This is a genomic window from Steroidobacter flavus (assembly GCF_042651805.1).
GTDB lineage: Bacteria > Pseudomonadota > Gammaproteobacteria > Steroidobacterales > Steroidobacteraceae > Steroidobacter > Steroidobacter flavus.
In genome coordinates this window covers 631,151-654,164 of the sequence record NZ_JBHSDU010000001.1, presented here as the reverse complement: position 1 = coordinate 654,164, position 23,014 = coordinate 631,151, and the positions used below count along the sequence as shown (strand labels likewise).

Genomic DNA, 23,014 nt, shown 5'->3' with positions numbered 1-23,014 from the left:
AGGGGCGATGATCTCATGCTGATGTTTCGAACCTTACTGGCGATTGCTGTCGCTGCCATCGCAACTCCCGCTGCCGCTGAAACGGTCGTGATTCATGCCGGCCGGTTGCTCGCGACGCCGGGCGCGGCGCCGCTGGAGAAGCAGACCATCATCGTGCGCGACGACAAGATCGCGGAGGTGCGTGCGGGTTTCATCGATCCAGCCGCGGTCGGCGCGGATGGGCGCCTGGTCGATCTGTCTCAGCAATTCGTTCTGCCAGGAATGATGGACCTGCATGCGCACATCACCATGCGACTGTTCCAGCCACGTCCCGGGCGGATCACCGACTCAGTCACGATGCGCCCGGCCGACCTGGCGTTGCGAGCTGCCGTCAGCGCCCGACAAGTGTTGTTGAGTGGATTCACGACGATTCGCGATCTGGGCGCGCCTCATGACGTGATCTTTCCTCTGCGCGATGCGCTGAATGCAGGCATGTTTCCTGGGCCCCACATCATCGCGGCCGGCTCGATGCTGTCGCGTACGGGCGGTCATGGCGATCCGCATCTGTTGCGGCCCGAGCTACGCATGCACATTGAAGACTATGGCAAGCCGTGCAGCGGCGTCGCTGCGTGTCGCGAAGGCGTGCGCGAGCGCGTGGCGGATGGCGCCGATGTGATCAAGATTTCCGTATCGGGCTCGGGCAGCGACGAGACGGGGAATGCGAGCGCCGAACCTGACCTGTTGCCTGATGAGCTGGAAACAATCATCGCTACGGCGAAGTCACTCAATCGTCGCGTGGCGGCGCATGTCACCAGCACCAAAGGCATCAATGCGGCGGTTCGCGCTGGCGTGACTACCATTGAGCACGGCACTTACGCCGACAAAGAATCGTTCGCGCTGATGAAACAGAAGGGCGTGATCCTGGTGCCGACCACGTACGTCAGCGTGTTTCTGGACAAGCCCAGCATTCAGGCGGGATTGAAGCCCGAGGAGTGGACGTTCCTTTCCGCCGCCATCAAACGCGCGCGGCAGCTGCCGGGTGAAGCGTATCGAGCAGGCGTGAAGATTGCGTTGGGGACCGATGCCGGCGGCGATCTCGATGCCAATCGGGCGCAAGAGCTCGAGCTGTATGTGCAAAGCGGATTGCCTGCGAGCGAGGCGATCAAGACCGCGACGGTGAACGCAGCTGAAGCGCTCGGCATGAGCGACCGTTTGGGACAGATCAAGCCCGGCTTTCGAGCGGACATCATCGCGGTGACCGGCGATCCGCTTGCCGATGTGAAGTTACTGAGCACGGTGGATTTCGTGATGAAGGACGGCCGCGTCTACAAATCCGGCGGACAGCCGACGGTGCAGCCGTGAGCCGACGATACTTGTTGATCCGCGGCGCATCGCTGGTCGCGATGTTTCTAGCCGGCGTTGCCTCGGCCGCCGACTATGTGGTCCTGCATCGGTCGCAACCGGTGGGGCACATGAGTGTCCAGGAAGCGGGCGACGCTCGTACCGTGCGATACACGGCCAGGAACAACGGTCGCGGACCCGATCTTGAGCTGGTGTGGTCGCTCGATTCTGCGGGTCGGCCCCGTGAGTTGAAGACGAGCGGCGATACCGGCATCGGTGTGCCGCCCGTGGAAGAGTTGAGCACGAGCGATGGCCGGTTGCACTGGCGTTCCTCGGGCGATGCGGGGCAGGCGAGGACCGGTGGTTTCTATCTGCCGGAGACCAGCACACCTGACAACTTTCCGATGCTCGCGCGTGTGCTACGGAAGACGAAGGATCACGGCATCGATCTGCTACCGGCGGGCCGGGCAACTCTGGAGGACGTCGTCTCTCGCGAAGTCAGCTCGGGCGGAAAAACGCAGCGGGTATCGCTCGTTCTCATACACGGCGTCGCGCTGGGGCCATCGCCGATCTGGCTGGATGCGGGCGGCGAGTTGTTTGCCGAACTGAGCAGGACGGGTATCACCACCATTCGCGCGGGCTGGGAGGACACGGCTGCATCGTTGCTGTCGGCGCAGAACGAAGTGCTGGATCGACGCGATCACGATATTGCCAAACAGCTGGGACGCAAGCCTACGGGCGCGACGGTATTTCGCCACGTCGATGTGTTCGACGCTGAAGCCAAAGTCATGCGCCGAAACATGCGCGTGGTCATCGCAGGCAACCGGATCTCACAAGTGGCGCCGGATGACACGACCGGTGTCAGCAAGGGCGAGATCGACGGCACGGGTCGCACGCTCATGCCCGGCTTGTGGGATATGCACGTGCATCTGCGGTCGACGCTCGACGGACTGCTTCATGTGGCCAACGGTGTGCTGGCCGCGCGTGACATGGGCAATGACATCGATGCCGTCACCCGCTGGCGCAAGGAGTTCAACGACGGTACGTTGATCGGCCCGCGCCTGGCCTTGGCTGGGCTCGTCGATGGCCGGGCCGCGACCAGCAATCTCGTCAGCATCAAAGTCACAAATGCGTCCGAGCTCACGCAAGCCATCGAGACTCTGGCAGACCGCGGCTACGACGAATTGAAGATCTATAGCTCGGTGCCGGTCGAGCTGCTGCCGCAGGCCGTGAAGGAAGCGCATGCGCATGGGCTGCGTGTCGGTGGCCATGTCCCCGCCGGGATCCGGTTCGACGATGTCGTCCGCGTGGGCTTCGACGATGTGAGTCATCTCAACTTCGCGGTGCTGAATTTCCTGCCCGACGAGGTGCAGAAACAGACCAACACGCTCAATCGGATGCTGTTGCCGGCAAAGCTCGGTGCGACCATCGATCTGGATTCGCCGGCGGTGACGCAATCGATCAAGAACTGGTGCGAGCGTGGCATCACGCTGGATGCAACCGCGATCGTGCTGGAAGCTTTGTTTACTACGCGTCGTGGTGAAGTGGCGGCGTATGCGCTGCCCTATGTCGACCGTCTTCCCCCGACAGTAGTACGCGAGGCGAAGGGCGGCGGGCTGCCGAAGAACGATGAGGAGCGCGCGGAGTACACGGCGTCGTTCAAACGAGCGATGGAGTTGTTGCGCCGGTTTCACGCGTGCGGTGGGCGTGTCGTGCCTGGAACGGACGGCATGGCCGGCTTGACGCTGCCGCATGAGTTGGAGCTGTACGTTGCCGCAGGCATTTCTCCGCTGAGCGTGTTGCAACTGGCCACGCTCGAGCCGGCGCGTATGATGAAGCGCGACCGGGAGCTGGGCTCGATTGCGGAGGGCAAGCTCGCCGATGTGTTCCTGGTCCGCGGCGATCCTTCGATCGACATCGGCAACCTGCGGAACATCGAACTGATCGTGCGCGATGGGACGTTCTATGATCCCGCTGCGCTCGATCGCGCCATCGGAATGAAGCCCCGCAAGCCATGACGACCTCGAACGAACGCGCCGCGCCGGGTCATCTGCAGCCGGCGATGACTCTGTTCGACGTGGTCGCGCTCGGACTCAGCGCTGCGATCGGCGTCTCGATTTTCTCGGTGGTCGCGCCTTCGACGGCGGTGGCCGGTCCGGCCGTGCTGCTCACGTTGCTGGTGGCCATGGTGCCGATGGCCGTGTTCGTCGTGATCTATGCCTTCATGGGGTCGGCGGTCCCCCGCAGCGGCTCTTCGTACGCGTGGCCGGCGCAATTCGTACATCCCTATCTGGGATTCATCGTGTCGTGGCTGCGGATTCTCGGTAATGCCGGCGCGCTGAGCTTGATGGCGACGGTGTTCGTCGGCTATCTGTCGCAACTGGTCGATGTGCCGCGCTTGCCGACGATGTTCGCGCTGTTGCTGGCATTTTATCTGGTCAACGTATTCGGGGTCGGGCTGGTCGGTCGCGCGGCGCGCTGGCTGGTGGCGGCGAAGCTGATCGTGCTGGCCGCCTTCATCTTTTTCGGCTTGCCCAAGATCGAGTCGATGCATTTCGATCCGTTCCTGCCGCACGGGGTGGTAGGCGCGCTGGCGGCTCTGCCGCTGTTGGTCGGTCTGTATTCCGGTATCGAGAGTGCAGCGGAAGCCGGCGAAGAAATCCGCAACAGCAAGGGCACGATGGGGAAGGGGTTGACGCTCTCCACCGTCATTGCCGTCGTTGTTTATCTGGGCGTCACCGTCGTCACGATTGGCGTGTTGGGCGCAACCGCTGCGGGGGCCAGCAAAGCGCCGCTGGCGGATGCCGGCAATGCGTTCTTCGGCGGCTGGATGGGGCCGGCGCTGATGTTTACTGCTCTGGTCTCCATCGCCGCGGCGATCAATACGCTGACCTTGATCACCGGCCGGTTTTTGTTTGCGATGGGCCGGGATCAAGTCCTGCCCGCTTCGTTGGGAGCGATTCATCCCAAGTGGGGCACGCCACATGTGGCGATCACCGTGGTTTTCGTCTGCGCGGTGGCGTGTCTCATGTTGCCGGACAGCCTGGTGTTTTTGTTTCTCGCGTCGAATATTCCGACCGTTTTCAAGTACGGTAGTAACTGTCTGGCGGCCATCGGGTTGGTCGACAAGCATCCTGACATTCACGCGCAGGCGGCGTTCAGGTTGCATCGGCGCACGGTCAGGCTCTGGGGCTGGATCGGCGTCGTATGCGCGCTGGGAATTTTGATTGTGGGCATCAACGCGGACTGGCGTTCATACGTGCTGCTGCTCGGATGGGCGGTGCTCGGCACGGTGTATTGGTGGCTTCATGGTCGGCATCGCAGCCTGGCGATGCATGAGCGCACGGGAGAATGACGATGCGCGCAACGTTTCTCAGTGTCGCGACGCTGCTCGGCCTATCGATTGCTGGCACGGCGTCGGCGCAGAATGGCTCGTCGGCTCAGAATGGCTCGAGTCTGGTGGCCGCGGACCAGGCCTTTGTGTCTCACCACCAGCCCTCGATTGCGATCACACATGTGACTCTCATCGACGGGTCCGGTGCGCCGCCTGCCAAAGACATGACGGTGCTGTTCGCTGGCGGGCGCATCACTGCCGTAGGATCGTCGGCGAGTACGCCTGTTCCCAAGGAAGCGACCGTCATCGACGGCACGGGCAAAACCGTGGTGCCCGGCTTCGTGCTGATGCACGAGCATATGTTTTATCCGCTCGGCCAAGGCCACTACGGCACGTATCCCGAGCAGTTCTCGCGCTTGTATCTGGCTTCCGGCGCAACGACGATTCGAACCGCAGGCTCACTCGACCCTTATGCCGATCTCGCGGTCGCGCGTGCTATCAAGAGCGGCAAACAAATCGGTCCGGACATGGATGTGACGGGGCCCTACATCGAAGGCGAGCCGCGGCTCGATCGCATGCCGTCGGTGCATGGGCCCGACAAGGTGCGCGAGCTCGTCAACTATTGGGCGGACGAGGGCGTCACCTCATATAAAGTGTATGAGCACGTCTCGCGTGCCGACTTACGCGCAGCCATTGAAGCTGCGCACGCGCGTGGGCTCAAAGTCACCGGCCACATCTGCTCGATTACCTACGAAGAGGCGATCAACGCCGGCATCGACAATCTCGAACACAGTTTTATGGAGCCGAGCGACTTCGTGCCCGGCCGAAAGCCAGAGGAATGTCCCTCGTGGGAGGTGCGAACCGCCTCGCTCATGGCCCTGGATCCGCAGGGACCCGAAATACAGCGGCTGATCAAGCTGCTGGTCGATCACAAAGTGGCGCTCACCTCGACACTCCCTGTGACCGAAGTCCTGATTCGCGGCCATCGACCGACCGACGAAGCGCTCGCGCCGCTCTCGCCTGCATTGCGTAGTAGCTTCGATGCGATGTGGACGCGACTGCAGCCGAGCCAGATGGTCAACATCATGACTGGCTTCGTGCCCAAGCTGCTGCAATTCGAGCGGGCGTTCGTCGCAGCCGGCGGTTTGCTGATGGCCGGCTCCGATCCGACCAGCTTTGGCGGCACCGTGCCCGGAACTACAGCGCAAAGACAATTGCACATGATGCTCGAGGGCGGCTTCCAGCTGCCGGAGTCGATTCGCATCATGAGTCTCAATGCCGCCATTTATCTCGGGCGCGACAAAGAGATCGGCTCCGTGGCGGCGGGCAAGCGCGCCGACCTGGTGCTCTTGAACGGCGATCTGTCCGCCAACGTGAATGCCATCGACCACGTCGAGAGTGTCTTCAAGAACGGCGTGGCCTACGACCCGGTCGCGATCAAGAAGGCGCTGGCTGGAACGGTCGGGATCGATTGAGGCGTCGACAGTGAGCGAGCCTCTCGATGCGCTGGATCTGAAAATTCTGACCGAGCTGCAATCCGATGCGTCGTTGCGCCTGGAAGCCCTGGCCGAGCGGGTCGGCTCCTCCAAGTCGGTGTGCTGGCGGCGCATTCAGCGCTTCAAGGAAGAGGGCATTGTCACCAACAGCGTCACCTTGCTGGATGCGGAGAAGGTGGGCTTCGGGGTGATGGTGCTGGCGATGGTGAAGATCGACGGGCGCGGTGAGGTCACGGCCTCGCAGATCATCGAGAACATCAGAAAGATTCCTCAGGTCGTGGAGTGCCACGCCCTGATGGGCGCCGTGGATCTGTTGCTGAAGATCGTGGCGCCGACCATCAAGGATTACGAAAAGCTGCTGTGGGAGAGGTTTTCTTCCATGCCGGGCATCGTCGACATCCGCTCGTCGATTTCCCTGACCCGGCTCATCGATACCACGCAGCTGCCGTTGCAGATCCTGGCGAAGCGACGCTGATCATTCTGAATTCAAAGGGGACGCGATGTTTATGGTGAGATTTGCTCTGGCAGCGTTGGCGATGCTCTGTGCGATGACTGCGCGGGCGGAGGAGCCGGCGCCGGTCGTCACTCAGCATCAGATCAAAGTCGACGGCAAGACGTTGCAATACACCGCTGAAGCAGGTCGCATCGCCATTCGCGACGTTCAGACCGGCGAGCCTCACGCTTACATGTTTTATACGGCGTATCGCGTGCGCTCGTCCGGACAGACCCGACCCGTCACCTTTCTGTGGGGCGGCGGACCGGGCGGCGCGTCAGTCGGAATGAACTTCAATCTTGCTGGCCCCATGGTGGCAGAGGGCGAGTTGTTCGATGGCGCGCGGTTGGTGGCGAACGATCGAACCTGGCTGACGGCCACGGACCTGGTCGTCGTCGATCAGGTGGGCACCGGCTTCAGCAGACCGACAAGGCCCGAGTATGCCGCCGAGTTCAACAGCACCATCGGCGATACCAATTCCTTTGCTGAGTTCATTCGTTGCTGGCTCATTCAGCACGATGCCGAAGAGACGCCGGTTTTCATCGGCGGTGTCAGCTGGGGCGCACCGCGTGCGGCCACCGTCGGATATGCGTTGACGAAGCAGGGGCTGCCGCTTCACGGCGTGATCATGATCACGGGCGAGACCAGTCTGAATAAGCCCTACATCTCGCGTCGTTTGTTCGAAGCGCTGCGCGTCGTCGGTATGGCCGAGGTCGCGCGCTTCCATCATCGCCTTTCACCCGAACTCGGTACGGATCGGGACGCGATTGCCAAAGCCGCGGACACGTGGGTTCGTAACACTTATGTTCCCGCCTTGGATCGCATCGATCAGTTATCGGGTGCGGAACGATCCGAGATCGTCGCGGGCTTGTCACGATTCACTGGTATCGCGCCGGACGCCATCGATCGCAAGACGCTGATCGTCACGCCGCGTCAGTTTCATACGCTGCTGCTGAAGGATCAGGACCAGAAGCTGTTCGGCTTCGACACTCGAGTGACGACGTCGCGTCCGCCCACGAGTGCGACGCCAGCCATCCTGCGGCACTTCAAGTATGAGTTGGGATATCGCACCGATCTTCCCTATCGCGGCCTGGGCTCGCCCCATAACAACGCCGGCTTTGCTCCCGCGGGCGTGTTTCCTCCGGGACCGGGCGAGAACTGGGTATATGCAACGTCCCCCGTGCCGGAAGCGGAGGCCAACGCGCTCATGGTAGCAGCCGTGCAGCGAGGTGGCGGGCCACCGACGGTCGGCACGCCATTACCCGCGACGGATGAAGCGGTACAGCTCAATCCGAACCTGAAGTTTCTAATCATTCTCGGACGCTACGACGGTGAGTCGACGTGTCCGGCGAATGCCGAATTGGAACGCAACCTGCCGCCCTATTTGCGGCAGGCCATGACGTTCAAATGTTACGAGTCAGGTCACACGCCCTGGCGCACCCCGGGCGTCGGCCTGCAATTCGCCAACGATGCGCGTGCCTTCATTCGCTCGGCTTCGAAGACGCCGTAGCGGCTGCAGACGGCGGCAATTGGCCGCCCCCGCGATGGATCGATATATTTATAAGCTTGCCTCGTACGCAGGCTTGAACACCGTGGCCGCGAAACTTTCCAGGGTCGTCGGCGCGAGCTCCGTCGGGCCTTTCTCATATTCGCCATTCAAGAGTCCCGCTGAGAAGGCGGCGCTCATTTCCGCGATCTGATCGGCGCCGCTGGCGGAGAGTCCGAACTGCAGCAGCGCCGCTTTGCCTTGCACCAGGTCTGCCTGCACATAGGCGAGGTCGGGTTTGCCGATGGCGGCGCCGAGCAACTGGGTCGATTCGCGCATCGTGTAGAGGCGCGGCGCGTGCAGGTGGAGCACGCGCTTGCCGCTGAAGGACGGAGTCAGCAGTTCGCGCGCCACGACTTTTGCGATATCGGAAGTGGCAGCCATCGGCAGCGGAGCGTCGGGAGCGGTCATGTCCGTGTACACGCCAATGGTCGGGATCATTTGTAGCGCGGCCAGATGATTCTCAAAGAAATATCCGGGGCGGACATGGAGCACGTCGACACCGTCGAGCGCATTGAGGCGCTGTTCCTGTCGATACAAGCCGGCGATCGGCCCGGTGCCCGAGGGCAGATGGGCGCCGATGCTGCTCAGGTTCACGACCCGCTTCACGCCCGACGCGCCAATTGCGCGGGCGATGGCCTCTCCGCGTCGATTCTGAGTGGCCGCCATGTCGAGCTCGGAGTGACCGGGCGGGATCATGGTGTAGACGGCGAGGGCGCCGGTGAATGCCTTTGCAAGAAAGTCTGAGTCGGCAAGGTCGCCCGTCGCGATCTCGGCGCCGGCGGCGCGAAGGGCACGGAGCGAGTTCGCATTTCGACCGACGACGCGGACCGGCGCGCCTTGAGCGAGCAGCAGGCTGGCGGTCTTGGAGGTGATGTTGCCGTTGGAGCCGAGGAGTACGTACATGGCAGTTCCTTTTATCAGTGGGTTGCGGTGAGTCGATGGGTGCCATGCTGCGCGTCCCGATTGTTCTGAAAAAGCGGCCGGGCAATAATTCATTGTCCAGTAATCGAGAACAATCGAATGAGAACGCCCGCCGTCTCCCTGGCTCGTCTGGTGGCTTTCGTCGCGGTGGCGGAGGCCGGCTCGTTCACGGCCGCGGCGGAACGTCTCAACACGACCAAGTCCGCCGTCAGTCAGGCCGTCGCGGTGCTGGAGCGGGAGTTGGGAGCGCAGCTGTTACAGCGCTCAACGCGCAAGCTTGCAATCACGGAGCAAGGCGCGGCGTTTCTTGCCGACTGCCGAGCCTTGTTGACCGATGCCGAAGCAGCGATGGAGCGAGCTCGCACCGGTCGTGCTCAACCGTCCGGCACATTGCGGCTCACGAGCACGCACGGAGTGGCCGGTTTGGTCGCCGGTTGGATCGCGACCTACCGCGAGCGCTATCCGGCCATGCGCATCGACTACGTGCCGACGGACCGGAAGCTCGACCTGATCGCGGAACGCTTCGATCTTTCGATCCGCATCGGACCGATGGCCGATTCCTCGCTGCGCGCGGTCGTGTTGGAGGAGCTGGAACTGTGGCCAGTGGCGGCGCCCGTCTACCTGGCGCGACATGGCACGCCTCGCAAGCCGGCGGACCTGTCGAGCCACGAGTGGATCGCGTTGTCATTGTTACCGTCGCCGTGGTCGATCGAGCTTCATCGCGGTGGTCGCAAGGTGCGCGTCAAGACACGCGGTGCCATTTCGGTCGCCAGCAACGACGCGTTGTTGCGCATGGTGATTCAAGGCGCCGGTATTTCCGGTTTTCCTTGCACGGCCGACTTGCGTGCCGAAGTGGCGGCGGGGCGGCTCGTTCGCCTCGTGTCTGGCTGGACGATGCGCCACATGTTTTTGTACGCGGCCTATCCGGGGAACATCGCTCCGCCCGCGAAGACACGCGCTTTCATCGATCTTGCGAAGGAAGCCGCGCGTGCGCCCGCGCGCCTCGCGCAACCCGCGGTCGTCGACACCACGGTTTGATCAAAACTTGATCACGTGATGTGAGTCGCGGTTTTTCGCGGCGAGAGGGGGTGCTCCAGAAGATATCCACAGGGTTGCCCACAACTTTTGTGGATCGATTGACGGCGATGAATTCGCGCGAGCTGTCAAGACTTGACGAGCAGACGCGACTATCTCAGCAACTCCTTTCTGATACGCGCCCCCTGACCGCCGAGCTTCATCGAGGACAGGGCCGATCTCGTCGTCTCCGGCAACGATCGGCCGGAGGTCAGCAATGTTTCCTGCAACAGTTCCAGGAGGCCACAGGTCCGAGGCGCACGAGTGCGGCGAGCACGCGCTTCGCGCAGAACCGCGCCCGGCAGGGGCGCCAATGATCAAAAGTTGATCACCCCACGCTCGCGGCCGATTTTCGCCGCAACAGACCGCGTGCGCGAAGATATCCACAGGGTTGCCCACAACTTTTGTGGATCACTCGGCGGCAGTGACCGGCGGAGATCTGTCAAGAGCGAGTTGCGCGGCTGCGGCTCGTCCCTTAGGCTGCCGGCCGCTGGAGGTGAGCAGCCACGTGCACGACCGCGATGCCCGCAACGCCTGGTTCAAGTCGATCATCCTGGTGCATGAGCCGGCGCTGCGCCGTCAACTGCGTCGGATGGCGCTGCCTGCCGTGGAAATCGATGACGTCGTCGCCGAGACGCTGGCCCGTGCTTATGTAGCAACGGATTGGGCGCGCATCGAGCAAGGCCGCAGCTATCTCTTCACTATTGCGCGCAACTTGTTGACCGACGCGGCCCGTCGCAAGGCCGTGGTGTCTTTCGACTTGATGGCCGACCTCGAAGTGCTCAACGTGGCGGACGGCGGCGGTTCGGCGGAAGAGGTCGTGACCGTGCGGGACGAGCTGCGTCGCCTGCAAGCCATCATCGATACGCTGCCTCCTCAATGCCGTCGTGTCTTCGTCCTGCGCCGGGTGCTGGAACGATCGACGCAAGAGATTGCCGCCGAGCTGTCGCTCTCGATTTCCACCGTGGAGAAACATTTGACCAAGGCGATTGCGCTCGTCACCAGCGCGCTCGCCGAGCATCAGGCCCCTCAACCCAGGTTCGGACGATCATGGCGCAAAGTGAAGGAAACGCGCTGAGCGGCGAGGCGGCCGCCTGGGTCGCCCGTGTTCAGGGACAGGCCGTCACGCGCGAAGTGCGGGACGAACTGGAACGCTGGATGGATGCGGATCCGGCGCACGCCGTGGCCTATCTGCAGGCGGAAGCTGCGTGGGAGCGCATGGAACGACTCAAAGCGGTGCCGGTGTCCTCGCTCATGCCCGACGAGACGGTGGCCCGATGGCGGATGACGCGTCGGACGGCGCTCGCGGGTGGACTCGGTTTATGCGCGGCGAGTGCCGCTGGCTGGTGGGTTTTCTCCGCCCCCGACACTTATAAGAGTGCGATCGGCGAGCGTCGGGTCATCGCGCTCGAAGACGGCAGCCGAGTCACATTGAATACCGCGAGCGTCCTGCGCGTCCGGTTCACGGACGCGGAGCGTTCGTTACATCTGGTCAGCGGTGAAGCGCTGTTCGAGGTGGCTCACAATCCGCAGCGCCCCTTCGTCGTTACAGCGGCGGGTTCGCACATCCGCGCCTTGGGCACGGCGTTCGTCGTTCGCCTGCGAAGCGATCTGGCGGAGGTCACGGTGACGGAAGGAACCGTGGTCGTCGTCGAAGCGCCGGAAACAGTGCCACCGCCGGACCCTGCCAGGCAAATCGCCGCCGGCTCGGGAGCTGTTGTCGACCGCTCAACGGTCGCGAAGAGCGAGCTTGGACCGGATGTCTTGCGACAACGCCTCGCCTGGAGCGAAGGGGTGATCGAGTTGCGCGGCGAGACCCTGGCCCAGGCCGCCGAAGAATTCAGCCGCTACCGGACCAAACGCATCATCGTTGCCGATCCCCGCGTTGCTTCGATCCGGATCGGCGGACGATTCCCGAGCAACGAGGCGGACGCGTTCCTGCGCTCGGTGCAGTCCGGCTTTCCGGTCCGGATCATCGAAGGCGCGGACGGCACCGTGTATCTGGTCCACCGCGATTAGAAAAATATTTCAGTTTCGAGTAGCAGCTCGGTCGGCTTGCTTCGTTTCGACATCGGTACCCAGCAACAGCTGGCGGGGAGGATACGATGTCGTCAAAAAAACAACTCAGCAATAACTCGATTGCCCGAAGCCTGCGGAAGACCCTGATGGTCGCGGCGCTCGGAGCGCTACTCAGTCAGAACGCGGTCGCCGAGGAGGCTCGTCAACGAGTCGATATCCCCGCGCAACCTGCGGTCGATGCCTTGAATGCTTTCTCGCGCGAATCCGGCCTGCGGCTGCTGTTCCCCTATGACGCGATCGAGAACAAGCAGATCCGCGCCATTCAAGGCGAGCTCACGACCGAGGAAGTGCTCGACCGGTTGCTGATTCAAGTGGGGCTGATCATCGCCTCGCGGGAAGGCAATGTCGTCACACTTCGTGTCCCGGAGTCCAAATCGAGCACGATGACGGTCGAGGAAGTGATCGTGACCGCGACCCATCGCGCGCAGACCTTGAGTGAAGTGCCGATCGCCGCGACGGCGCTGACTCAAGACGATCTGGTCAGTGCCGGCGCCACCCGCGTGCAGGATGTCGTGCGTTATTCCCCTGGCTTTTCGATCACCAGTGCCGGTGCCAATCGGGACCGCATCGCTGTGCGCGGTATCGCGACCTCGCAGGGCGGAGTGTTGCAACAGGCGACGGTGGGACAGTTCGTCGATGAGATCGTCACGGACTCGGGCACGGGCGCGACCACGACGCTCGACTCGCGACTGTTCGACGTGCAGCGGGTCGAATTGTTACGCGGCCCGCAAGGAACATTGTTCGGCTCCGGCTCGCTCAGCGGCGCGATGCGCATCATCACCAACAAGCCGGATCTGGAAGAGTTTCATGTCACGACCGAGGTTCGCGGCGAGTCGACCCAGGACGGCGACGAAGGAGGCGGGTTGAGCGGCATGCTCAATGTTCCTCTCGTGGCAGGCAAGCTCGGCGTGCGTGCCGTGGCTTATGGACACGACGAAGGCGGCTACATCGACAATGTCAGGCGCAATGAGAAGGACGTGAATTCGGAGCGCGTGCGCGGCGGACGTTTGATCGTGGCTGCGCAGCCATTGGAACGGCTGTCGTTGCAAGCCACGGTGCTGCATCAGGACAGCAAGACCTACGGCACTTATGGATCGGTCGTCACGCCGGGCCTCGGGGCGCGGGTCGGGGACTATCAAACGGTGCAATACCTGAACGCTCGCAACGAGCTGGAATTCTCGGCGGCGAATTTCGTCGCGCAGGTCGATCTCGGCTTCGCTTCGCTGCTGTCCTCGACGAGCTATAGCGAGCGCGAATTCAACATCACCGATGACGGTACGGCGTATCTCACCGTCATCAGTCGCGCATTGGGCGTGCCTGGCGGGCTGACGACGCCTACGCCGCTGTGGACGCCATCGTCCCAGCATCAGTTCGCGCAGGAAATTCGCCTGGCGTCGACCGGCGAGCATGTGCTCGACTGGACCGTTGGCGCGATCTATATCGATCGCGGCACGCGTTCCGGCCAGTGGCTCACGGCGCCGGAGCTCGTGCCATTGGTCGGCTCCGGTACGCTGTTCGCGCTGGACGTGCGCTCCGAGCAGAGCGAGAAGGCGTTGTTCGGCGAAGTCTCCTGGGATGTCACAGGCCGATTCAATGCCACCGCCGGTCTGCGCGCCAGCCGGACCAGCGTGGGTTTCGACACGATTGCGCAGGGCTATCTGGCCACCGGCTCGTTCACGCTGACCAACAATTTTTTCGGCGATAAGGAAGCCGATACAGTGACGCCAAGGTTGGCGTTGAGCTATGCGTTCTCCGACGACGCACGCGTGTACGCGCAGGCGTCGAAGGGATTTCGGACCGGCGGCCCGAATCTGACCGCGTCCACGTTGTTCGGCATTCCCAGCACATATGAGCCGGACTGGTTGTGGAACTACGAGCTGGGTCTGAAGAGTCACTGGCTCGATCGCCGGCTGGTCCTCAACGCCGCGGTCTATTACATCGACTGGCAGGACCTGCAGCTCGGCCTGTCCACCAATGGCGTGTCCTATACCGGCAACGTCGGTGCCGCGGGATCCTACGGCGTCGAGATCGAAACCCTGTGGCGGATGTCGCAGCGCTGGACGCTGGGCTCATCGCTGTTCGGCGGCCGGGCCAAGTTGACCGAGGACATATCGATGGCCGGTGCGGTCGGCATTCGATCGGGGGCTCGCTTGCCCGCGACCCCGGAGTTCACCAGCACGACTTATCTGCAGTTCCAGCCGACCAAGGCAACGACGCTGCGTGCCGAGCATGGCTACGTGGGTGCCTCGTATGCGGGATTCAATGCCACCGGCCCGAAGCTCGGCGACTATCACCTCGTGAATCTGCGCGGCACGCTGCGGGTGTCGGCTATCGATTTCATGCTCTACGTCGACAACGTGCTCAATGAGGATGCCAGCACGTTGGGGACGCCGCTTTCGACGCTGGCGGGACAACAGCTGACCCCCGCGACGGCGTATCAGCTGCGTCCCCGCACGTACGGCTTCGAAGCGCGCTATGAGTTTTGATTGGGCTACGAGGATCGGCGCGAGGCTCAGCATGGTCTGTGTCCTCGCGCTGGCCGGTTGCTCGTCGGCGCCACCGCCGCCTGGACAGAAGGTGGATATCGGTGGGCTCGCGCTTCATGTGAACTGCACGGGGCCGAGCACGGCGCAACCGACAGTAATCATTGAAGCCGGGCTCGGCGAGATGAGCGCGAGCTATCATTGGGTACAGGCCGGTGTCTCGAAACAGGCGCGAGTGTGTTCCTATGACCGCGCCGGATTGGGATGGAGCGACAGCAGCTCCGATCCACGCGACGCTCAGCACATGGTTCGCGATCTGCATGCGCTGCTCGAGGCAGCGCATATCTCTCCGCCTTATGTGCTTGCGGGTCACTCGCTAGGTGGTTTGCTCATCCTTGCGTACACCCGTCGCTATCCCGATGAAGTGGCGGGCCTGGTGTTTCTCGACTCCAGTCATCCGCAACAGAAGGCACGTTTACCCGATTACGAGCGCAACGAGCGATGGGGCAAGCGGATGCTTACTGCGTTGAGCATCGGGGCGCATCTGGGCTTGACGGGGCTGCTGACTTCTTCGTCTGATGAGCCGTCGTCCGGTGAGCCTCCCGCAGACGTGCGCGCAGCGTTTGAGTATTTCGGCGGCGATCCTCGCATGTATTCCACCGGGCGTGCCGAGCTGGATCGTTTCGACGCTGACACCGCCGACGCGGCGCTGGTCGACAGTCTGGGCGACCGGCCGGTGGTGGTCATCACCGCGGGCAAGCTGAGGAAACATTCGAACCCGAAGGAATTGGCTGATGCCGAAGCCTACGTGAAGATTTTCTCCGAGCTGCATGCCCAGTACGCCGCACTGTCTTCCCGCGGTCGTCAGGTCATACTGCCCAATGCCGGGCACATGTCCTTGGTCTACGACAAGAGCAACGCGGACGATGTCGTTCGAAACATCCTTGAAGTCGTTCAAGAAGTACGCAGCCTCAACCAATCCCAATGAATGATGCTATCCGACGCGAGGGTTCGTTCCTCAGCGCGCTGCCGTTGCTCGTATGTATCGGCATCGCTTTGATGCTCGTCGGCCTGGCCCTGCGGACGCCCGCGCCACAACCGGCGATAGCGCCGGCGACGATCTTTTCCGCCGAACGAGCGATGCAAGATGTGCGTGCCATCGCGCAGCGTCCTCATCCCATCGGTTCAGCGGAAGCGGCGCGCGTTCGCGACTACATCGCGGGCCGATTGCAAACGCTCGGCCTGCAGACGCACATCCAACGGGGCGAGGCGTTTTTCGATGCCTGGCGATTGCCTCCAGCTCTGGCTTCGGTTGAGAACGTCATCGGTGTGCTTGCCGGGCGCTCACCGGAGCTGCCGGCCATCGTGATCATGAGCCATTACGACACCGTGCCGACGTCGCCCGGCGCCGGGGACGATAGCGCGGGTGTGGCTACAGCTCTGGAGCTGGCTGCCAATCTGCGTGCGGGCGGGCCGCTGGAGCGCACGGTGATCTTCCTTTTCACGGACGGTGAGGAAGTGGGGCTGCTCGGCGCCGCTGCTTTTTTCGAGAGCGATCCGTTGAGTAGTCGCGTCGGTGTGGTGCTGAACATGGAAGCTCGAGGGACCAGCGGCCGCGCCATGATGTTTGAAACGAGCGAGCGCGCTGGAGATCTGGTTCGGTTGTGGGGCGCCCATGCGAGTCTGCCGGTTGCAAACTCGTTGATGGGCAGCGTGTACCGACGCATGCCCAACGGCACGGATCTCACCGTTCCGTTGAAACGCGGTCTGCCGGGGCTGAACTTCGCTTTCCTCGGCGATCAGTTCGGTTATCACACGATGGTGGCGACGCCCGAGCGACTGGACGTGGGCAGTCTTCAGCATCTCGGGGAACAGGTGCTGCCGATTGTGCTCGCGCTTGCCAAGGCGCCCGAACTGCCCGCCGCGCAACCGGATGCCGTTCATTTCGATGTCCTCGGCACGACGCTGATTTTTTATCCGACCTGGATCGGCTGGGGGCTGGCGATTCTCGCTGTCGCGCTCGTGGCGTTCGCAATCGTTCGCGCGCGTCGGATGGAGCTGGCGGGCGGCTGGGATTTCGCACGGGGCGCGAGCGCGCCAGTAGTGTTGCTTGCAGGCACAGCGCTGTGTCTGCAGGCCGCCGGGGCGGGGATTCTGAAGAGCTCCATCTCACAGATATATGCGTTGTTTGACCGTTACACATTCGAGCTCGCCGGCGCGGCGAGTCTTGCGGGTGGCGTCGCGGTGCTGTTGGTGATCGCTCAATTGCGCGGCGTTGCCGCCCGCTGGGTGCTCGCCGGCGCCTGGATCGTGGCGGCGATTTCCTGTCTGGTCTCGGGCAGTGTCGATTGGGTGGCGATCGCGCTTGCCGCGGTGGTGAGCATTCTGGGACTGGTGACATTACGGAAGCCCGCATCCGCGTGGGGCTACTGGTTGGGCGGTCTCGCAACCGGTGTCGTTCTGGCGACGGTGGCTCAAGCGCTCGCGCCGCTCGGCGCGTTCATGGTGATGTGGCCGGTGCTCGGTGCCGCCATCCTGGCAGTTCTCACGTTGCTGGTGGCGTCAAAGCAGATGGATGGACGTGTAGTGCTGATCAGTGCGCTGGTCGGCACGGTGCTCTTCGCTCAACTTGCCTATTGGGCCGCAACCATCTTCGGTGCTGTCGGGTCTCTGTTGCCTTTGATCCTGGCACCGTTCGTCATGGTTGCGGTGCTCGTGTTGTTTCCTTTGATTCGCGCGTCGGGGCACGTCGCAATTACGCTTTGTACCTTCGCTGTCGTGGCGGGAGCATTGCTCGTTGCCTATTCACGCATGGACCGCAGTCCCAGTGTCGATGCGCCGGAAACGCGCGACGCCTTCTTCGTCGCCGATGTGACGAATGGACGTTCCTACCGTGCCAGCACGCTTCCAAAGCCCGATGAGTGGTCCTGGTCAGCGTTGCAGCTCGATGGCGCGAAGCCCGAGAAGAAGACCCTCGAGCCGGTGTTCACGCAGCCCATGTGGTTCGCTGAAACGAAGCTCACCGACGCCGTCGGGCCGACGATCACGGCTGAAAACACGACAGCGGCAGAAGGGACGCAGGTCGTGATTCGGATCGGCAGTCCGCACAAGGCGCGGCAGATCGCAGTTCACATCCGATCGTCGAATGAGGTCCGCAATGTCACTTTGAACGGACATCCGGTTCGCGCCGAGTGGTTCTCTCGTCCGAACGAGTGGGGTCGCTTCAGCGCGTACGCGACCGGGGAGAAGGGGCTGACACTCCGCTTCGATACCACGGCGCTCGGACGCATCGAAGTCCACGCAATCGAAATCGTCGATGGCTGGCCGGAGGGTGTGACGTTACCTACGCCGCCACCGGCTGAAACTATGCCGAGCCGACTGTCGGAGAACTCGCTGTTCATGAGCCATGTCGTGATCGGCGACAAGTGAGCGCCAGGGGACGAAGCCCCCGGCGCCCGACTCGCCAGTCTCAATAGCTCGTATTGCCCGACTGCGTGCAGCTCGACCACGAGCCGATGCAGACCGTGCCGGCGTTGTGAAGTCGGCTGTTGGTCAGCCGTGCCGTGCTGCTCGAGCTGTCGGTGCGGAACACGCCTTCGCTCATGGTGTTGATGTCGCAGCGATCGACGGTGACGTTGATCTGGAACGTGGTGCCGCCGTTCTGTCGCAGGACCTTGCCGGCGCGATGAATGATGCAGTTACTCACATTCAACGTGGACGCGGCATTCACCTGGAAGAACTTGTCCTCGGCATCGTAGCCTTCGATGTTGCGTACCGTGGTGGTGCCCGACGATTTGATGGTCATCGCGTCTTCACCGACGTTCATCCAGTAGATGTTGTCCAGCACCGCGCCGTTGTAGGTGTGGATGCCATCCGCACCGTTGGTGCCGATCACGACGTTACGCAGCGTCGCGCCATTCTCGACCCGGAACACTGGCAGCTGACTTTCAGACTGACTGCCGTCGCCCAGCGCCGAGCCCGCGTTGAAACGTTGGCAACCGCCATCGTATGTACCGCTGGTGACACGGATCGTTGCATTCACCGTGGTCTGCGCACCGCCCGTCGTGCAAGACGCCCCTGTGATCGAGCTACCGCCGGAGGGCGTGGCGGAGGCGACGTTCGAATTCTCAGCCACGCCACTGACGGTGTTCTTGATCCAGTAGTAATAGGTCGTGCCGCTGCTCACACCGGTATCGACATAGCTGCGTGTGCTTGCGCTCACGCTGGCGATGCGGACGCGGCCGGTCGGATTCGAATCCAGATCGCGATAAATTTCCTGGGTGGTGGCGGTGCTGCCGGAATAGGACCAGCTCAACGACACCTGGCCGCTGCCGGCCGATGCCGTCAGGCTGATCGCGCTCCATGCCGTGCTCGCGACTGTCAGCAACAATCCCCCGAAAAACAACTTACGAATCATGATCCATCTCCTGTCCATTGGATGTTTGGAACATTGCGTCGATCCCGATCGGGCGAACAACAGGCGCAACAACACGACTGCGTGCTGATCCTTCGAGCACACATTGAGCGCCGAGCGGGTTGATACCGGTGCTCTTGGCCCCCTTGACACCGGTGTCACGGACCGTACAAGCGCACTTCATCGCTCGGTATACGTACATGGTGCAGGCGAAACGTTTGTGACTCATTTGTTCACGCCGTAGGCCCGATACGCGAGTTTGTTTCCTGCGATTGCGCGCGTTTGTATTGAACCAGCAACGCGTGTTGCATCTCCGTCGCGAGTCCATGCAACACCAGTCGGAAGCCGGCCTTCATCGTCGAGAGCGGCACGAGGGGATGTCGGTTGTTGATGAGTCCCGGCGTCCAGGCCGTGCCGAGCAGGCGTGCCACATAGAGGCCGATGGTTTCATCCAGTTGCAATGAGTTGGATGCGCGCCAGAAGTCGTTATCGGTCAGCAGCAGCTGATAGAACGGCGTGTACAGCTCGATGGCGGTCTGCAGGTCGATGAAGTTGCTCCAGCGATCCGGCATCGGCTCGATGGGCAGCGGCCCGTCCGTGATGCCGCTGAAATCGAGCTCGTCGACGGGTGCCAGCTCCAGGCCGCGCTCGCGCAGTTGCTCGTTGAGGGCGATCACGAAGTTGAACAGATTGATATCGTGTTTCAGATAGAGGTGATCGCGGACCTCGCTGAGCTGTTTTGGCTTCAGCGGATTCGTCGTCACATTTACACCTCGCGTATTGCGCGCGATGAAGTCGAGGATTTCCGATCCCAGATGGAAATGGCGGAAGATCAGCAGATTCGCATTCGGCGACAGCCACGTGCGCATGTTCCATTCCAGCAGTCGATGCAACAGCGCCGAGGACGTGAACCGATTCGGAATCAGGGTCTTGAGGACTTGCAGGCCGACGATGGTCAGTCGCGCGAGCGGTCGCACCAGCGGCAGCAGGAACTGCCGCGAGCGCGAGCTCACATCCTCCAGCCATGCGCGCTTGCATTCTTCGGCCAGTGGCAAGCTCTGGTCGAGATACAACGCGCGCCACGGGCTCGGATCGTTGGGGTCGTGCGGTTCGCGGAGGAACTTCGGTTGAGTGGTCACAGCACATGCTCCATCTGCAGGACGTAGAGTTCTGCAGTGCTACGGGCCACGTTCAGGATCTGCTGTTCGCAGCCTGGATTGAGCTGCACGGCCATCTCCACCGCGGTCAGCCAGCGCGCGAGATGGGAGGCATCGTTCTCGCCGTGATAGCTCAGGAAGCGAAACGCTTGCGAGGGCAGGTCGAGCTGTTCTCGTAGTAGCGGCAATAGGGCAGGGATGATTCGCTGACCGGTGCCTTCGATGATGTAGATCGCGCCAAGCAGACCGAGCGGCGTTGGCTCGATCGCCAGCGCATGCATGTACGCGTTGAGCGCTTCACCGCCCGGATTACGGCGCAGTTCCTCGACCGTGCCGGCGGTGCCGCCCGCCAGTCGATAGTCCTCGAATAGGATTTTGAAGTCGTTGCGTTCCTCGCCGGCATGTTTGCTCACGAGAGCCGTCAACGCGGCGTAGCGCGGATCGAGGTTGTTAGCGGCGGTGAACATCCACAGGCTGCCTTCACGGACTTGCGGAATCCAGCACGAGATCCAACGCACGTAGTCGGCATTGGTGAAATCGCCAGCCACGATTTTTCGAATCAAACCGCTGCGCCAGGCGCGCGAGCGATAGTCGTGCCACACCGATGCCAGCTCCTGGATCAACCGCGACGCCGGCGCAGACTGGGTCGGCGAGGCCTCGTGAGGCGGGGCGATCTGAAACGTCTTATTGTCGGCCGCCGCTACGACTTCGAGCTGCATGAAAGAGATACTGAAGCGGCCCGACTCCGGCACGAAGCACAGAATTTTCTGTCCGGGCTGGAGCTCGCGGTCGCGCATGAAGTCGGCCAGCATGATGAAGATCGAGGCGGCACCGGTGTTACCGCGCCAGGTGAGATTGCTGTACCAGCGCTCGCGTGGGATCGAGAGCCCCGCGCGTTGCATGAGATCTTCCACGACGCCCGCGAATTTTTGCGACGAGTAGTGGCAGAGGAAGTGGTCGATCTGCTCAGGGCGAAACGCCGCCTGCTGAACCAGCGTCGCATACTCGTGAATGCCCAGCTCGAACAAATGTGGGAGCAAGCGAACGTCCTGACGCAAAAGAAACGCACCGTCGGCTTCCGCTTCAGCGACCGACGCGTAATCGAGATAAGTCCGACCTTGCGGGCTGCTGGGTTGACCGATCTGCATGCACACCGGCAGGTCGCCGCTGAACGATCGATTGTGAATCCAGTGCAACTTGAGCGACACGCCCGAACGTCGCGGACGTTTGCTGAGCAAACATGCGCCGGCGCCATCGGACAACATCCAGCGCAGGAAGTGCGAGTCGAAGTCAGTCTCATAGCCTCGCGGCGCGAACCGGGAGCGCTTGAACATTCGGGACGGCATCTCGCTCGCGGTGACGAGCGCATTGCCGGTATCACTCAGCTCCAACGCGCTGGCCGCGTGTTGTAAGGCTGCCATGCCAGCGGCGCACACACCTTGGTGAGCGCTCGTGGTCATGGGAGGCGCGTGTAGCTCGCCCTGGACCATGTTGGCAAAGCCGGGCATGGCCAGATCGCCACCGGAGGAGCCCGTGCACAGGACTGTTACATCCTTCAGCTCGATCTCGGCTTCGGCCAGACATTGGTTGATCGCCATCGCCGCCATCTGCGTGTTCGAGACCACCGTCTCGCCGTTGGCATCGATTGCGTAATGCCGGCGGGTGATGCCGTTCTCCGCGAGAATGCGTCGCTTGATACGTGCGGAAGTGGCGTTGAGAGGAGCGATGTAACGATCGATGTCGTCGTTACCGACGGGCGCGCCCGGCAGAAAGGACCCTGTCGATGTCACATAGACACTGTCGAATCGAATCGGCATGTGGATCTCCCGTGGAACCTGGAGCGCAGCCTGACGGGATGCCGGGCGGGCGCCAAATTCTCACCGTGGCGTGACACCGGTCGATACGGCGGGTATCGTATTCTTATACTCTGGCGTCGACCCCGGACCAGGACTGCGCAGCCGAATGGCCAACTCCAAGTCGCTCATCAAAAACTTGAAATCGGTGCTGAAATTGCGAGGCGTGACCTATCGCGAGCTGGCGCGGCGGCTGGAGGTCAGCGAGCCCACGATCAAACGTGACTTGAGTCGTGGCTCGTTTTCGTTGGAGCGCCTGGATCAGATCTGCGACGCCGTGGGCATCGATCTGGAGGAACTGGTGCATCCTCCGGTACCGGGCGCGATGCTCACGCAACTCAGCGATGAGCAGGAGCGGGCCATCGTGAGTCGGCCGAAGTTGCTGCTGGTGGCGTATCTCACCGCCAACGACTGGCGCTTTCCGGAGATTCTGTCGACGTTTCAACTGAGCGAGAGCGAGTTGATCGACATCCTGATCAAGCTCGAGCGTCTTGGCATCGCTGAGTTCAAACCACCCAACCGTATCCGCAAGCTCACCGCGCGCAATTTCTCATGGCGCAAAGACGGGCCGGTGCACGAGTTCTTTTTGAAGCGCGTGGTGCCGGAATTCTTTGGCGGACGCTTCGACGGCGTCGGCGACGAGCTGCGCTTCTTCGGCGGCCTGCTGACCGCCGAATCGTTGATGAAATTCAAGGCCGGGATCGATCGGCTCGCCACCGAGTTCGAGGAGCTGGCTCACAAGGATGCGAGGCGTCCGCTCGAGGAACGAGACAGTTGTAGCGCGATCCTGTCTCTACGCTCGTGGGAGTTCTCGGAGTTCAGTAAGCTCCGGCGTAAGTAG

The 23,014-nt window shown here is 62.3% G+C and carries 17 protein-coding genes; 13 read left to right on the top strand and 4 right to left on the bottom strand.

Annotated features, from left to right (window positions below; translation table 11 throughout):
* Positions 1 to 15: 15 nt before the first annotated feature.
* Genes ACFPN2_RS02565 through ACFPN2_RS02540 form a run of 6 tightly spaced genes read left to right on the top strand, consistent with a single transcriptional unit; the run spans position 16 to position 8,153 of the window.
* Entirely contained in the window at positions 16 to 1,341 is a 1,326-nt protein-coding gene (locus ACFPN2_RS02565) for an amidohydrolase family protein (protein WP_380594665.1), read from the top strand.
* Positions 1,338 to 3,338, top strand: a complete 2,001-nt coding sequence (locus tag ACFPN2_RS02560) for an amidohydrolase family protein (RefSeq protein ID WP_380594663.1) — start codon at positions 1,338 to 1,340, stop codon at positions 3,336 to 3,338. Before ACFPN2_RS02565 ends, ACFPN2_RS02560 begins: the two co-directional genes overlap by 4 nt.
* Positions 3,335 to 4,675, top strand: a complete 1,341-nt coding sequence (locus tag ACFPN2_RS02555) for an APC family permease (protein WP_380594661.1) — start codon at positions 3,335 to 3,337, stop codon at positions 4,673 to 4,675. The genes ACFPN2_RS02560 and ACFPN2_RS02555 overlap by 4 nt, the downstream gene beginning before the upstream one ends.
* A 2-nt stretch (positions 4,676 to 4,677) precedes the next feature.
* The gene (locus ACFPN2_RS02550) at positions 4,678 to 6,129 is read left to right on the top strand and encodes an amidohydrolase family protein (protein WP_380594659.1); all 1,452 of its coding nucleotides are present in this window, start codon (positions 4,678 to 4,680) and stop codon (positions 6,127 to 6,129) included.
* Between the two features lie 10 nt (positions 6,130 to 6,139).
* Complete coding sequence (locus ACFPN2_RS02545; protein WP_380594657.1) at positions 6,140 to 6,625, top strand: Lrp/AsnC family transcriptional regulator; 486 nt, start codon at positions 6,140 to 6,142, stop codon at positions 6,623 to 6,625.
* A gap of 31 nt (positions 6,626 to 6,656) precedes the next feature.
* The gene (locus ACFPN2_RS02540; protein ID WP_380594655.1) at positions 6,657 to 8,153 is read left to right on the top strand and encodes a S10 family serine carboxypeptidase-like protein; all 1,497 of its coding nucleotides are present in this window, start codon (positions 6,657 to 6,659) and stop codon (positions 8,151 to 8,153) included.
* Positions 8,154 to 8,201: 48 nt separating this feature from the next.
* Here ACFPN2_RS02540 and ACFPN2_RS02535 read toward each other — a convergent pair whose 3' ends face one another.
* Entirely contained in the window at positions 8,202 to 9,095 is an 894-nt protein-coding gene (locus ACFPN2_RS02535) for an NmrA family NAD(P)-binding protein (RefSeq protein WP_380594653.1), read from the bottom strand.
* 117 nt (positions 9,096 to 9,212) lie between these two features.
* Between ACFPN2_RS02535 and ACFPN2_RS02530 the strand changes: the two genes are divergently transcribed.
* The 6 genes from ACFPN2_RS02530 to ACFPN2_RS02505 all read left to right on the top strand — a co-directional run bounded on the left by ACFPN2_RS02530 (position 9,213) and on the right by ACFPN2_RS02505 (position 18,178).
* Positions 9,213 to 10,151 (top strand): LysR family transcriptional regulator, encoded by a 939-nt coding sequence (locus tag ACFPN2_RS02530; RefSeq protein WP_380594651.1) that lies wholly within the window; start codon positions 9,213 to 9,215, stop codon positions 10,149 to 10,151.
* Between the two features lie 544 nt (positions 10,152 to 10,695).
* Positions 10,696 to 11,265: an RNA polymerase sigma factor gene (locus ACFPN2_RS02525; protein ID WP_380594649.1), complete on the top strand. Its 570-nt coding sequence runs from the start codon at positions 10,696 to 10,698 to the stop codon at positions 11,263 to 11,265.
* Positions 11,238 to 12,206 carry a FecR family protein gene (locus tag ACFPN2_RS02520; RefSeq protein ID WP_380594647.1) on the top strand — a complete coding sequence of 323 codons (969 nt, stop codon included), beginning with the start codon at positions 11,238 to 11,240 and terminating at the stop codon, positions 12,204 to 12,206. Before ACFPN2_RS02525 ends, ACFPN2_RS02520 begins: the two co-directional genes overlap by 28 nt.
* Positions 12,207 to 12,292: 86 nt before the next feature.
* Positions 12,293 to 14,752: a TonB-dependent receptor gene (locus ACFPN2_RS02515; RefSeq protein WP_380594645.1), complete on the top strand. Its 2,460-nt coding sequence runs from the start codon at positions 12,293 to 12,295 to the stop codon at positions 14,750 to 14,752.
* 31 nt (positions 14,753 to 14,783) lie between these two features.
* The gene (locus ACFPN2_RS02510; RefSeq protein WP_380594643.1) at positions 14,784 to 15,737 is read left to right on the top strand and encodes an alpha/beta hydrolase; all 954 of its coding nucleotides are present in this window, start codon (positions 14,784 to 14,786) and stop codon (positions 15,735 to 15,737) included.
* Positions 15,734 to 18,178, top strand: a complete 2,445-nt coding sequence (locus ACFPN2_RS02505) for a M20/M25/M40 family metallo-hydrolase (protein WP_380594642.1) — start codon at positions 15,734 to 15,736, stop codon at positions 18,176 to 18,178. Before ACFPN2_RS02510 ends, ACFPN2_RS02505 begins: the two co-directional genes overlap by 4 nt.
* A 40-nt stretch (positions 18,179 to 18,218) precedes the next feature.
* Here the strand turns inward: ACFPN2_RS02505 and ACFPN2_RS02500 are convergent, their stop codons facing one another.
* From ACFPN2_RS02500 to ACFPN2_RS02490, 3 genes are all read right to left on the bottom strand, one after another.
* Positions 18,219 to 19,166 carry a pectate lyase gene (locus ACFPN2_RS02500; protein WP_380594640.1) on the bottom strand — a complete coding sequence of 316 codons (948 nt, stop codon included), beginning with the start codon at positions 19,164 to 19,166 and terminating at the stop codon, positions 18,219 to 18,221.
* A gap of 230 nt (positions 19,167 to 19,396) precedes the next feature.
* Complete coding sequence (locus ACFPN2_RS02495) at positions 19,397 to 20,302, bottom strand: DUF6999 family protein (protein ID WP_380594638.1); 906 nt, start codon at positions 20,300 to 20,302, stop codon at positions 19,397 to 19,399.
* Positions 20,299 to 22,137, bottom strand: coding sequence for an iron-containing redox enzyme family protein (locus ACFPN2_RS02490; protein WP_380594636.1), 1,839 nt, complete (start codon positions 22,135 to 22,137; stop codon positions 20,299 to 20,301). The genes ACFPN2_RS02495 and ACFPN2_RS02490 overlap by 4 nt, the downstream gene beginning before the upstream one ends.
* 145 nt (positions 22,138 to 22,282) lie before the next feature.
* Between ACFPN2_RS02490 and ACFPN2_RS02485 the strand changes: the two genes are divergently transcribed.
* On the top strand, positions 22,283 to 23,014 hold the full coding sequence (locus ACFPN2_RS02485; RefSeq protein WP_380594634.1) for a helix-turn-helix domain-containing protein: 732 nt from the start codon (positions 22,283 to 22,285) through the stop codon (positions 23,012 to 23,014).